Source organism: Bradyrhizobium sp. Leo170, from assembly GCF_004296405.1.
Lineage (GTDB): Bacteria > Pseudomonadota > Alphaproteobacteria > Rhizobiales > Xanthobacteraceae > Bradyrhizobium.
Genome location: NZ_PSRR01000251.1, coordinates 1 through 12824, shown reverse-complemented (window position 1 = coordinate 12824; position 12824 = coordinate 1). Strand labels below are relative to the sequence as shown.

Sequence of the window (12824 nt, the reverse complement as noted above, 5' to 3'; positions counted from 1 at the left end):
TCAGGTCGTTCTCGCGGCCGACCCGGAAATTGCTGTCATTCGGCATCGGCTGCGCCAAAAGCTTCTGCCTCGCCGGATCGGTGACGAGGAAGCGGGTGTCGTTCATGCCGAGCGGATCGAGCAGCTTCTCCCGCTCGATCGCGAGCAGCGGCTTGCCGGACACGATCTCCATGATGCGCGCCAGCACGTCGGTGGAGTGGCCATATTGCCAGAGCGCACCCGGCTGATTGTGCAGCGGCAGCTTGGCAATCCGCTCGGCAAATTCGGCAAGATCGAAATCGCCGGCATAGAGATTGGAGGATGCATAGGCCTTGCGAACCAAGCTGTCGCCAAAGAAGCCATAGGTGATGCCGGAGGTGTGACGCATCAGGTCGAGCACAGTCATCGGCCGGTCCGGCGGCACCAGTTCGAGCGTCTTGCTGCCGTCCTCGTTCTTCTTCTCGACGCCGACCTTCACATTGGCGAAGGACGGGATGTATTTCGCAACCGGATCATCCAGCTTGAACTTGCCCTCTTGAAGGAGTTGCACCGAGACAAAAGCGGTGATCGCCTTCGTCATCGAAAACAGGCGGAAGATCGTCTTGTCGGTGATCGGCGCCTTGCTCACCACGTCCTGCACGCCGAAGGACTGGTGATAGACCGGCTTGCCGTGCTGCTGGATCAGGACGATCGCGCCCGGGATCTTACCGGTCGCGACTTCGTTGTCGAAGAACGCTCCGATCTTCGCAAGCTTGTCCTGGTTGAAATGCGCGCCTGCAGGAATATCGAAGGTTCCTTCCGCACCAGCGGCAGGCCATGCAGCAAGCATCAGCGCGCCTGTCGCCAGCACGCGCAGCAACTTAAATGAATTCATTTGGACCCCTCCCGAATTCGGCCGAGAGTGTAGCGGCGGCGCCTCAACCAGCACAAGGGCCGTCAAGACCGGCCAAAGCCTGCTCATGCAGCCGAGCGCTGGCCTCCGAGAAGCAGCAGAAGATCACCCGGTTGACCGCCGGCGCTTGGCTAAGTCCCTCCGCGACCGTCCAGACCGAAATCCCGGCGGCACGGTCGGCGGGGAAGCGATAGACGCCGGTCGAAATGGCGGGAAATGCCAGCGAAGCAAGTCCGTTCGCCTGACAGAGCTCGAGCGCGCGGCGATAGCAGGAGGCGAGCAATCCATCCTCGCCCTGACCGCCGCCGTGCCAGACCGGCCCCACGGCGTGGATGACATGCCGGGCGGGAAGCCGATAACCGTGTGTGATCTTGGCATCGCCGGTTGCGCAGCCGCGCAACGTACGGCACTCGACGAGCAATTCGGGTCCGGCGGCGCGATGGATCGCGCCATCTACACCGCCTCCGCCCAGGAGGGACGAATTGGCTGCGTCGACGATGGCGTCAACGCGCAACGTGGTGATGTCGGCAACGATGACCTCGAGGCGCGTGTTGCCGAGCTGGCGCGCCATCAGGCTCAGGCGGCGGCGCCGACCGGAACGCCCTTATCGGCGAAAAGCTGCTGCAACTCGCCGGCCTGGAACATCTCGCGGATGATGTCGCAGCCGCCGACGAACTCGCCCTTCACATAGAGCTGGGGAATAGTCGGCCAGTTTGAATAGACCTTAATGCCGTCGCGCAGCTCGGCGGACTCCAGCACGTTCAAGCCCTTATAGCCCACGCCGATGTGGTCGAGGATCTGCACCACCTGGCCCGAGAAACCGCACTGCGGAAATTGCGGCGTGCCCTTCATGAACAGCACGACGTCGTTCGACTTCACTTCGTTGTCGATGAATTGTTCGATGCTCATTTTCGTTTCCCTTTGGGGCTCCGCCCCTTGCGGCATTGCTGGTGGGCCGGCTCGACCCGCTTACCCCGCGACTGGATATATGTAGCCCAAACCGTTGTGCATCCAAAGCAAAATGGCGGTGAGCTGGCATGCATGAGGCCCTTTTCGGGCGGCGGCCGGGCCTCGGGCCCATAGTCTGACGACACTAATATCATGACCGCGAGAGGCTTTTTTCCCGAACGGGAGCCCCTATCTAGGACGGACTGCCCGTCGGGAACCAGTTTGGTATAGCAACGTTCTCTCCTGCATTTCGGAGACACCCGTGACGAAACCAGCATCCGCTGCCGCCACCCTTGCGCCACCCTCCCCATCACGCGCTTCTGATTCCGGTCCCCTGTCCCAGGATCTGGTGGAGGCGTTTCTCGCGGTGCGGGATGAAACCGAACGCCGGGCCGCTCCCCTGTCCGCGGAGGACCAGCTGATCCAGTCCATGCCGGACGCGAGCCCGGCAAAGTGGCACCGCGCCCATACCACCTGGTTCTTCGAGCAGTTTCTGCTCGGGGAGCACCAGGACGGCTACAAGCCCTTCCATCCGGACTACGCCTATCTCTTCAATTCCTATTATGTCAGCGCCGGCCCTCGCCATGCCCGCGCCCAGCGCGGTCACCTGACCCGGCCAAGCGCCGACGAAGTCACCGCCTATCGCCGCCATGTCGACGATGCCGTGGTGAAATTCTTCGAGGCCGCGGGCGAGGAGAAACTGACAAAGCTGGTGCCGCTGGTCGAGGTCGGCCTCAATCATGAACAGCAGCATCAGGAACTGATGTGGACCGACATCCTGCACGCCTTCGCGCAGAACCCGATCCCGCCGGCTTACGATCCGGCATGGCGCTTCCCGGCCTCGCAGCGCGGCGGCGAGGAATGGGTGACGCTGAACGAGGGTATCCACACCATTGGGCATCCAGACGACAGTTTTCATTTCGACAATGAAAAGCCGGCCCATCGCGCCCTGGTCGGCCCCGTCAAACTGGCGCGAAACCTTGTGACCAACGCCGACTGGCTGGCCTTCATCAAGGACGGCGGCTACCGCACGGCGACGCTGTGGCTGATGGACGGTTTTGCAACCGTCGAAAAGGAAGGCTGGGAGGCGCCCGGCCACTGGCGCAACGTCGACGGCCAATGGCAGATCATGACCTTGGGCGGCCTGCAGCCGATCGACCCGGCAGCTCCGGTATCCCACGTCAGTTACTACGAGGCCGACGCCTTCGCCCGCTGGGCTGGCAAACACCTGCCGACCGAGATGGAATGGGAGGTCGCCGCACGCGCCGGCCAGCTCAACGACGCCTTCGGCATCGTCTGGCAGTGGACCCGCTCCTCCTACTCACCCTATCCGGGCTACCGGGCAATCGAGGGCGCGCTCGGCGAGTACAACGGCAAGTTCATGGTCAATCAATTGGTGCTGCGCGGTTCCTCGCTTGCAACTCCGAGCGGTCACAGCCGTATCACCTATCGCAACTTCTTTTATCCGCACCACCGCTGGCAATTTACGGGATTACGGCTCGCAGATTACGCCTGATCGGTTCTCAAGCATGATCCGGAAAGGCGGATGCCGGTTTTCCGAAACGATCATGCGCAAAAACAACCAAAAATCATAGCGCGCGGGAAGGCGCGTTCAGGAGAGTATCATGAATGTGCATGCCCGCGCTTTAGCCAAGGCCTATGCCTTCGACGAACAGACCGCAGCCTTTGCCGAAGATGTCATCGGACATCTCGCGCAACATCCCAAGCACCTGTCGCCCAAATATTTCTATGACGCGATCGGCTCGGAGCTGTTCGAGCAGATCACGGTGCTGCCGGAATATTACCCGACCCGCACCGAACTCGGCATCTTGCGCGATCGCGGGGCCGAGATCGCCGCGATCATCCCTGCGGGCGCGGCGCTGGTCGAGTTCGGCGCGGGCGCGACCACCAAGGTGCGCCTATTGCTCGAGCACTGCGAATTCAGCGCCTACGTGCCCGTCGACATCTCCGGCGATTTCCTGAACGCGCAAGCGGACGGCCTGCGCAAGGACTTTCCCGGCCTCCGCGTCTATCCGGTCGCGGCCGACTTCACCGCCCCGTTCACGCTGCCGGCCGAGATCGCTGAGATGCCGAAAGTCGGCTTCTTCCCGGGATCGACGATCGGCAATTTCGAGCCACAGGAAGCCACCGATCTCCTGCGCACCGCACGTGAAATCTTAGGTGCGGGCGCGCAGATGATCATCGGCGTCGACCTCGAGAAGGACGAGCGCGTGCTGTACAACGCCTATAATGATTCAGCCGGTGTCACCGCGCGCTTCAATCTGAATGTGCTGGTGCGCATCAACCGCGAGCTCGGCGGCAATTTCGATCTCTCCGCCTTCTCCCATCGCTCGATCTACAACCGCGACCGCCACCGGATCGAGATGCACCTGATCAGCCGCAAGGCGCAGAGCGTACGGGTCCTCGGCAACACCTTTTCATTCCGTCCCGGCGAGAGCATTCACACCGAGAACAGCTACAAATATTCGCTGGAGCGCTTCACGGAGCTGGCCCGAAGCTCGGGCTGGACCGTCCGGCAGTCCTGGACCGACGCGGCAAAGATGTTCTCGGTTCACGCGCTGGTGGCTTCGGAATGAGATTCCGAAGCCGAGCGCAGCGACACGGATTCCCATACCGCGACCGCGATCAGGATTGCAGTCGTAAGGAGCGAGAGCCATAGCGGCGACAGCTCGCTTGCGAACCAGCTCAGCGCGAGCAGCGCGATGATGCCGACGATGTGGGAGAGCTGCAGGAAGCCCCTGATCGAGAGCTTGAACAGGATCGTTCCGACCAGGAACAGAAGCGGGCCGCCGATCGTGCTCAAGATCGTCTTGAGATCGGAATGGCCGCCGGGATGCTTCAGCACCAGCTCGTCCGACACCGCCGTCAGGATGATGCCGGCGACGATCGGCATGTGCAGATAGGTGTAGGCAAGGCGGGCCAATTTCCCTGATTCGGCCGATGTCGAGATCAGTTCGGAGCCGGCCTCGGCGCCTTTGTGGAAATAGATCCACCACATCGCGATGCTGCCGACCAGCGAGGACACGAAGGCCAGCACGATCTCGGTGGTCCAGCTCAGCTCGGCAAAGGTCGCGCCGTTGACGACAACAGCCTCGCCGAGCGCGATGATGATGAAAAGGGCGCAGCGCTCGGCCATATGGCCGCCTTCGACCGCCCAAGCTTCGAGCGAGGACGGCCCCAACCCCGGAATCCAGAACCGCGCCGCCGGCGAGACATATTCGATCACGACCGCGATGATCCACAGCCATAGCCTGGACTCACCCTCGGCAAGGCCGCCGAGGATCCAGAACACGGCAGACGTGGAGAGCCAGGCCAGGATGCGGATGGCATTGTGGCGCACCGCCGTCCAGTGACGCGGCGTGGAGACGAACCAGAACGCGGTACGCCCGACCTGCATCACCACATAGGCGATGGCGAACCACAGGCCGCGGCCTTCAAAGGCCGTCGGGATTGTGGTCGACAGCACGAGGCCGCCGAGCATCATCAGGAACAAGAGAATGCGGACCGGCGTCAGCTCCGGATTGAGCCAGTTGGTCACCCAGGCCGTGAAGACCCAGACCCACCAGACCGCGAGGAACAGCAGCGTGACCTGGACCGCGCCGATTGGCGTGAAATGATGGAGCAGCGTGTGCGAGATCTGCGTGACCGCGAACACGAACACCAGATCGTAGAACAGCTCGGCATAGGTGACGCGGCTATGCTGATGTGGCGCGACGACGCGAAACATCGCGCCGCGTCGATTCTCCGCAGCCATCGGTGCCCCCTTGCGAGATGATCAGGCCTCGGGCCCGCCAGGCACCCCGGTCTGCAGCGCCAATGCGTGCAGTATGCCGCCCATCTGTCCCTTGAGCGACTGGTAAACGATCTGGTGCTGCTGGACACGGGACTTGCCGCGGAAGGATTCCGAGATCACCGTTGCCGCGTAATGGTCGCCGTCACCGGCCAGGTCGCGGATCGTCACCACGGCATCGGGAATGGCTGCCTTGATCATGGATTCGATATCGCGGGCGTCCATCGGCATCCCAGTACACCTCCATTTCGACGTTCAAATCGCGGCCGACACGGCCGGCCACGCGGAGCAGAACCTAGCGCTTGCGCTCTTCTAGGTCATCCTATCAGGCACTATATACCGCTTCCAATCGTTTTAGCTGCATCATTCGGTCACAACGAACTGACCAAAAAAGGCGCAGAATCATGAAACTCCCAGGTCCCGACCATCCGATCACGATTACCCCCAATCCCAAGCGCATCCGCGTCCGGGCGGGGGATGTCGTCATCGCCGACTCCACCCACGCGCTGACCTTGAAGGAAGCGAGCTATCCCGCCGTGCAATACATCCCGCGGGACGATGCCAACATGGCCCTGCTCTCCCGGACCGAGCGCACCACGCATTGCCCCTACAAGGGCGATGCGAGCTATTTCAGCATCAATGCCAACGGCAAGACGCTGGAAAATTCGATCTGGACCTATGAGACGCCCTTCCCGGCGATGACGGAGATCGCGGGACACTTGGCGTTCTATCCGGACAAGGTCACGATCGAGGAAGTGGCGTAGAGTGAAAGTGATTGCTTGCCCTGGTACTGAGACGTGGATGCCCGGGACAAGCCCGGGCATGACGATGCGGCTACGCTCTGAATATCGTGAGTCCGAGTATCAGGAGCACCAGGAAGATCACGACGAAAATATAGAACAATACCCGCGCGATATCGGCGGAGGCTGCCGATATGCCGGTGAAGCCGAGCAAGCCGGCTATAATCGACACCACAAGAAAAATCAGCGCCCATTTAAGTAACGTCATCGCCCTCTTCTCCAGCTTCTTCGCGGGAGTAACCTCGGGCGATAGCGCGAGTTCCACAGCGATGGGCGGCGAATCGCTCGCCGCCCGCTTCGCCCTGCTGGTTTTCCCTATCGTCCCATGCGTCCGGGAGAACCAGGCGTCACGATGTCATCGTCCGGCATGCCGTTCGGCGACAGGCCGGTCCCCGTTGTGCCCGGCGACGTATAGGGCGCGCTTGGCTGGCTGAGGGTTGGGTTGGGCGTGGTGGACGTTCCGCCGGTGCCCATTCCGGTCGTGGAGCTCGATTGTCCGCCGGGCGCCGACGAAATTCCCGCCGATCCCGGATTGGTCGGCACAGCCGCCGGCGGTGGCGCACTGCCAACGCCAGACGAAGCACCGGCCTGCGCTCTCCCGGCGCCGATGCCGCCACCTGACGCTTGCGCGAAGGCGGCTGATGACGCCGTCATCAATGACATCGCGATGACGGCCGATAGATGCAATTTGTGTCGCATGGTAATTCTCCGTATGGCATGCGGCCGCACCAACGTCCGCTGAATCGCGTCGTTCCGTTGCTCACGCAAGCGCGAGATCACATCGACGTTTTCGGCAGCTAATGATTGGGCCTTGCCCAATCCGGTTCCGGGTTGCAACATCACAACCGATCACCTCTCAGAGGGGGCGCCTATGAGCTCGATCTCCCACACCATGGCGACGGCGGAGGCTCACGCAGCACCGAAAGCAAAAGCGCGTAACGCCGCGCTCGATCGCGCCCGAACTTTCCTGACGCTGGTCGTGCTGTTGCACCACTCTGTGATTCCCTACACGCATTTCGGACACACCGATCCAAAATCGTGGATCGGCTTCGACATGGTCGTGCTCGCCACTGACAGCTTCTTCATGGCGATGTTCTTCTTCCTGTCGGGACTGTTCGTGTGGCCGGGGCTGGCTCGGAAAGGACCACTGCAATATCTGCTCGATCGCCTGGTTCGACTTGGCCTGCCCTTCGTGGTCTGCGCGTTCACGCTCATCCCGCTGGCCTATTACCCCATCGCGCTGCGCCAAACTCCGGATCTGAGCTTTTCCGAGTTCTGGTGGAAAACCATCACCGTGGGGCCATGGCCGAGCGGCCCGATCTGGTTTCTCTGGATCTTGCTCGCCTTCGACCTCGTCGCGAGCGCGGCATATAAGCTGTCACCCAAAGTCATCGATCCGATCAATCGCCTATCGCTCAAGGGTCATGAACAGGCCACCCTGTTCTTCATGGTCATGCTTGCGATCACCGCCATGCTCTACATTCCGGGGCGCGTTCACTTTGGGCCAGGGAGCTGGTTCGAGTTCGGACCGTTCTCGGTGCAGCACGGCCGCGTGCTGCTCTATGCGACCTACTTCTTTTTCGGCGCGGGCATAGGCGCCATGTATTTGGATCGCGGTCTGCTGGCGGCAGACGGCCGGCTTGCAAAGAGTAGCTGGGGCTGGGCGGTCGCGGCGCTCGTTCCGTATTGCCTGTTGTGGGTGCTGATCTACATCAAGCGCGAAATCCTCGGGAATCCGGTACGGCTGCCGGACTGGTATGAGGCGACCTACGGTCTCTTCTTCGCTTCCTTCAGCGTCGCCATCATGTTCGTGATCCTGGCCTATTTCCTGCGATTCAAACAATCCGGCTGGAGCATCCTCGATCCGATGCAGCCTGATGCCTATGGCATGTTCCTGGTGCACTATCCGATCGTGCTCTGGCTGCAATATTGGATGTTCGATTTCAATTGGCCGGCGATCGTGAAGGCGGCCATCGCGTTTGTGCTGACGGTGCTGCTGAGCTGGGCGGCGACGGCGGCGCTGCGGAAAATTCCAGGCGCGAAACACGTGCTGTGAAGGCCCTCGTCTTCTCCGCCGTCATTGCGAGGAGCGACAGCGACGAAGCAATCCATGCCTCCGCAAGTGGCGACATGGATTGCTTCGCTTCGCTCGCAATGACGGGGGAGCCCGAGCGACTACGCCGCCTTGCCGCTCATATAGGCCGGCAGCCAGCGCTCGAACGCCTCATTCAGCGTCGTGATCGCCACCGGCGTTTCGCCCACGATTGAGATCGCGTCGCCGCCGGTGGTGCCGATGCGCGCGCAGGGCATGCCGCAACCTCGCATCTTGGCGAGCACGCGGCCGGCGTCGGCCTCGGGTACGGTGACGATGTAGCGCGCCTGATCCTCGCCGAACCAGTAGGCGTGCGGCACCAGCGCCGTCGGTGCTGCCAACAGGCGGGCGCCGATGCCGCTTGCGATCGCCATCTCGGCGAGCGCGATCAACAGCCCGCCGTCGGAGATGTCATGCACCGCGGTCGCCGTGCCAGCGTGGATCATGCCGCGCACGACATCGCCGTTGCGCTTCTCGGCGGCGAGATCGACCGGCGGCGGCGCGCCTTCCTCGCGACCGCAGATATCGCGCAGATAGACGGACTGGCCGAGCCAGCCATGGGTCTCGCCGATCAGGAGGATCGCCTCGCCTTCCGCCTTGAACGCGAGCGTCGCGGACTTGGTGAAATCGTCGAGCACGCCAACGCCACCGATCGAGGGCGTCGGCAGAATGGCGCGGCCGTTGGTCTCGTTGTAGAGCGAGACGTTGCCGGAAACGACCGGGAAGTCCAGCGCGCGGCAGGCTTCCGAAATACCCTGCAGGCAGCCGACGAACTGGCCCATGATCTCGGGCCGCTCAGGATTGCCGAAATTGAGATTGTCGGTGATCGCGAGCGGCTTGCCGCCGACCGCGGTGATGTTGCGCCAGGCTTCCGCGACTGCCTGCTTGCCGCCTTGATAAGGATCGGCCTCGCAATAGCGCGGCGTCACGTCGACGGTCATCGCCAGCCCCTTCGGCCCATCCTGCACGCGGACCACAGCCGCATCGCCGCCGGGGCGCTGCACGGTGTTGCCCAGGATGACGTGATCGTACTGCTCCCAGACCCAGCGCTTCGAGCAGAGATCGGGCGTGCCGATCAGCTTCTCCAGCGCCTGCGGAATGCCAAGCGGCGCCTCGACATCGCGCGCATGGATCACCGGCTGCGCGGCGGAAGCCGTGTGCGGGCGATCATAGAGCGGCGCCTCGTCGCCGAGTTCCTTGATCGGCAGATCGGCCATGACGTCGCCGCCATGCTTGACCACGAAACGCTTGGTTGGCGTGGTGTAGCCGACCACAGCGAAATCCAGGCCCCATTTGCGGAAGATTGCCTCGGCTTCCTGCTCCTTCTCGGGCTTGAGCACCATGAGCATGCGCTCCTGGCTTTCCGAGAGCATCATCTCATAGGCGCTCATGCCGGTCTCGCGCGTCGGCACCGCGTTGAGATCGAGGTCGACGCCGAGGTCACCCTTGGCGCCCATCTCGACCGCCGAACAGGTGAGTCCCGCCGCGCCCATGTCCTGGATCGCGATCACGCAGCCCTTTTCCATGATCTCGAGGCAGGCCTCGAGCAAAAGTTTCTCCGCGAAGGGATCGCCGACCTGCACGGTCGGCCGCTTCTCCTCGGAATTGTCGTCGAACTCGGCCGAGGCCATCGAGGCGCCATGGATGCCGTCGCGGCCGGTCTTCGAGCCCAGATAGACGATCGGCATGTTCACGCCGGAGGCGGCCGCGTAGAAAATCTTGTCGGCGTCGGCCAGACCGACCGCCATCGCGTTAACCAGGATGTTGCCGTCATAGCGGGTGTGGAAGCGGACCTGGCCGCCCACTGTGGGCACGCCGAAGGAATTGCCGTAGCCGCCGACGCCGGCGACCACGCCGGAGACGAGATGCCGGGTCTTCGGATGCTCGGGCGCGCCGAAACTCAGCGCATTGAGGCAGGCGATGGGGCGCGCGCCCATCGTGAACACGTCGCGTAAAATGCCGCCGACGCCGGTGGTCGCGCCCTGATAGGGCTCGATATAGCTCGGGTGGTTGTGGCTCTCCATCTTGAAGACCACGGCCTGGCCGTCGCCGATGTCGATCACGCCGGCATTCTCGCCCGGCCCCTGGATCACCCAGGGCGCTTTCGTGGGCAGTCCGCGCAGGTGGATGCGCGAGGACTTGTACGAGCAGTGCTCGTTCCACATCGCCGAGAAGATTCCAAGCTCGGTGAAGGTCGGCACCCGCCCGATCAATTTCAGGATGCGCTCATACTCGTCTGGCTTGAGCCCGTGGGCGGCGACGAGTTCGGGGGTGATCTGGGGCTCGTTCATGGGTCCCTTATTAGGTAGATCGGCGGTGCGGGCAAAGGCCTTTTATGGCGCTTTTCCGCCCTGTCCAGAGCTTTGCGGCGGCGGCCGCGGGCTGACGAATTTGCAGAAACGGACAGGATCGGATTTAAGGATCGGAACTCAATTTTGAAAGCCTGCGAGCGTGAACGACCTCTCCAAGACCGCATTCCTCCGCCGTCCCGACCTGCATGTCGCAACCGAGGGCGAATTCAAGGGCTGGCGCACCTGGATCCGGGACAGCTTCGAGAGCCATGTCGGCCCATTCTGGCACCGGATGGATGAGAACGGCCGCGTGCAGTGCGCCTTCCGGGTGGAGAAGAAGCACCTGAACGGGATGCGCAACGTCCATGGCGGCTGCTTCATGGCCTTTGCGGATTACTGCCTGTTCGCGATCGCCTCGGCCGAATTGGAAGGCCCGGGCGTGACGGTGGCATTCTCCTGCGAATTCCTCGACGCGGCCCGCGAGGGCGAGCTGGTCGAATGCACGGGCGAAGTGACCCGCGCCGGCGGCTCGCTGATCTTCCTGCGCGGCATGCTGAAAGCGGGTGAGCGCTCGCTATTCACCTTCTCCGGGACGATCAAGCGGGTGAAGCTGAAGGCGACGCTTGAGGCCAGCGCATAGCTCGCCGCCTTTCCTTTTTGCGCTCTCAGGCTAAGACTGGCTCCAGCGCGCCAATGCGCCGGGAGCAACAGGTGCCGAAGAGCACATCAAGGACGGGTAGCGTGACGGCTGCGGTGGAAACGCCTGCGCTGTCAGCCCTGAAGCGGCCGCACCATCGCTGGCAGGATTATGCGTTGCTGCTCGCGCTCGCCTGCTGCTGGAGTTCGACTTATCCCTTGACCAAGATCGGTCTCGGCTCGATCCCGCCGATCACCTTCATCTCGGCCCGTTCGCTGATCGCGGCGGTGTTCCTGCTCGTGATCCTGCGCATCCGCGGGCTTCGCATTCCGACCGACGCCAAGGCGTGGAAGCTGTTCGCCTTCCAGCAGACCATCAACTCGACGATCCCATTCCTGGTGATCACCTGGGCGCAGCAATATGTGGCGGCGGCTCCCACCGTGGTGCTGGCCTCGACCACGCCGATCTTCGCCTTCCTGATCACCTGGGCCATCACGCGGCATGAGCCGGCGACGCTGTTGAAACTCACTGGGGCGATCCTCGGCCTTGCCGGCACCGCCGTCATCATCGGCCTCGATGCGCTCAGCGGCCTCGGCAGCGAGATCTTTGCCGAGATGGCGATCCTGCTCGCCACCATCTCGTTCGCCTGCGCCACGATCTTCGGCCTGCGCCTGTCCGATTACGACCCGATGGTGGTTGCCGCCGGCTCGCTGTTGTTCGGCGGCCTCATACTGCTGCCGGCCGCCATCATCGTCGAACATCCCTGGACGCTGCATCCGACGCCGCAAGCGCTCGCTGCCGTCAGCACCATGGGCATCTTCTCCAGCGCAATCGGCCTGATGCTGTTCTACATGTGCCTCGCCCGGCTCGGCACGCTAACCACCAATGCCCAAGGCTATCTGCGCATCCCGATCGGCGTCGGCCTTTCGGTGGTGCTGCTCGGCGAAGCCGTACCCTCGAACCTCGCCCTCGGGCTTGTGCTCGTCATGGCAGGGGTAGCAGCGATGACCGTTCCGGGTGACCGCTACAAGCTCGCCCTGAACTGGCTGCGGGCGCGGCTGACGGGCGCGTAGAGTGGGCAAAGCGCAGCGTGCCCACCATCTAACGGTGTGATCGCAATGGTGGGCACGCTTTCGCTTTGCCCACCCTACAACTTCGCCGCGAGTTCTGATTCAAATTTCAAACAGCTCTCCTCTGTCATCGTCCGGCTTGACCGGACGATCCAGTATCCCAGAGGCGGTCGTGCTTGAGCCGAGAAGCCCCCGGATACTGGATGCCCCGCCTTCGCGGGGCATGACGGTGGAGTATGAGGAAGCAACAGTTCGCATTCTCGCGGCATGATTTGCCCGAGCTTTGCGTCATCTTCACCCTCCT

General features: G+C 62.7%; 14 protein-coding genes. 6 read left to right on the top strand and 8 right to left on the bottom strand.

What is annotated here, in order from left to right:
• The 3 genes from CWO89_RS31225 to grxD form a co-directional block, all read right to left on the bottom strand.
• Nucleotides 1-853: serine hydrolase domain-containing protein (locus tag CWO89_RS31225; RefSeq protein WP_130582360.1), on the bottom strand; the 853-nt coding region annotated here is incomplete at its 3' end.
• A gap of 43 nt (nucleotides 854-896) precedes the next feature.
• Complete coding sequence (locus tag CWO89_RS31220) at nucleotides 897-1442, bottom strand: O-acetyl-ADP-ribose deacetylase (RefSeq protein WP_463701214.1); 546 nt, start codon at nucleotides 1440-1442, stop codon at nucleotides 897-899.
• 5 nt (nucleotides 1443-1447) lie between these two features.
• Nucleotides 1448-1780 carry a Grx4 family monothiol glutaredoxin gene (gene grxD, locus CWO89_RS31215; protein ID WP_028166390.1) on the bottom strand — a complete coding sequence of 111 codons (333 nt, stop codon included), beginning with the start codon at nucleotides 1778-1780 and terminating at the stop codon, nucleotides 1448-1450.
• A gap of 301 nt (nucleotides 1781-2081) precedes the next feature.
• On the opposite strand from grxD, the gene egtB reads away from it, so the two are divergent.
• Together egtB and egtD are read left to right on the top strand one after the other, a co-directional pair.
• The gene (egtB, locus tag CWO89_RS31210; protein WP_130582358.1) at nucleotides 2082-3335 is read left to right on the top strand and encodes an ergothioneine biosynthesis protein EgtB; all 1254 of its coding nucleotides are present in this window, start codon (nucleotides 2082-2084) and stop codon (nucleotides 3333-3335) included.
• A gap of 109 nt (nucleotides 3336-3444) precedes the next feature.
• Entirely contained in the window at nucleotides 3445-4416 is a 972-nt protein-coding gene (egtD, locus tag CWO89_RS31205; RefSeq protein WP_130582357.1) for an L-histidine N(alpha)-methyltransferase, read from the top strand.
• Here the strand turns inward: egtD and CWO89_RS31200 are convergent.
• Nucleotides 4392-5594: a low temperature requirement protein A gene (locus CWO89_RS31200; protein WP_130582356.1), complete on the bottom strand. Its 1203-nt coding sequence runs from the start codon at nucleotides 5592-5594 to the stop codon at nucleotides 4392-4394. The genes egtD and CWO89_RS31200 overlap by 25 nt on opposite strands.
• A 21-nt stretch (nucleotides 5595-5615) precedes the next feature.
• Entirely contained in the window at nucleotides 5616-5861 is a 246-nt protein-coding gene (locus tag CWO89_RS31195) for a BolA/IbaG family iron-sulfur metabolism protein (protein ID WP_028166386.1), read from the bottom strand.
• A 173-nt stretch (nucleotides 5862-6034) separates the two neighbouring features.
• Between CWO89_RS31195 and CWO89_RS31190 the strand changes: the two genes are divergently transcribed.
• A complete protein-coding gene (locus CWO89_RS31190) occupies nucleotides 6035-6394 on the top strand; it encodes a DUF427 domain-containing protein (protein WP_130582355.1) in 360 nt (119 codons plus the stop codon).
• 70 nt (nucleotides 6395-6464) lie between these two features.
• Here the strand turns inward: CWO89_RS31190 and CWO89_RS31185 are convergent, their stop codons facing one another.
• Both CWO89_RS31185 and CWO89_RS31180 read right to left on the bottom strand, forming a co-directional pair.
• Nucleotides 6465-6638 carry a DUF1328 domain-containing protein gene (locus tag CWO89_RS31185; protein WP_028166384.1) on the bottom strand — a complete coding sequence of 58 codons (174 nt, stop codon included), beginning with the start codon at nucleotides 6636-6638 and terminating at the stop codon, nucleotides 6465-6467.
• A gap of 107 nt (nucleotides 6639-6745) precedes the next feature.
• A complete protein-coding gene (locus CWO89_RS31180; protein WP_130582354.1) occupies nucleotides 6746-7129 on the bottom strand; it encodes a hypothetical protein in 384 nt (127 codons plus the stop codon).
• Between the two features lie 172 nt (nucleotides 7130-7301).
• Between CWO89_RS31180 and CWO89_RS31175 the strand changes: the two genes are divergently transcribed.
• Nucleotides 7302-8486: an acyltransferase family protein gene (locus CWO89_RS31175; RefSeq protein ID WP_130582353.1), complete on the top strand. Its 1185-nt coding sequence runs from the start codon at nucleotides 7302-7304 to the stop codon at nucleotides 8484-8486.
• Between the two features lie 119 nt (nucleotides 8487-8605).
• Here CWO89_RS31175 and purL read toward each other — a convergent pair whose 3' ends face one another.
• The gene (gene purL, locus CWO89_RS31170) at nucleotides 8606-10813 is read right to left on the bottom strand and encodes a phosphoribosylformylglycinamidine synthase subunit PurL (protein ID WP_130582352.1); all 2208 of its coding nucleotides are present in this window, start codon (nucleotides 10811-10813) and stop codon (nucleotides 8606-8608) included.
• Nucleotides 10814-10973: 160 nt separating this feature from the next.
• On the opposite strand from purL, the gene CWO89_RS31165 reads away from it, so the two are divergent.
• Together CWO89_RS31165 and CWO89_RS31160 are read left to right on the top strand one after the other, a co-directional pair.
• Nucleotides 10974-11453 carry a PaaI family thioesterase gene (locus CWO89_RS31165; protein ID WP_130582351.1) on the top strand — a complete coding sequence of 160 codons (480 nt, stop codon included), beginning with the start codon at nucleotides 10974-10976 and terminating at the stop codon, nucleotides 11451-11453.
• 71 nt (nucleotides 11454-11524) lie between these two features.
• Nucleotides 11525-12523 (top strand): DMT family transporter, encoded by a 999-nt coding sequence (locus tag CWO89_RS31160; protein ID WP_130582350.1) that lies wholly within the window; start codon nucleotides 11525-11527, stop codon nucleotides 12521-12523.
• Nucleotides 12524-12824 lie beyond the last annotated feature (301 nt).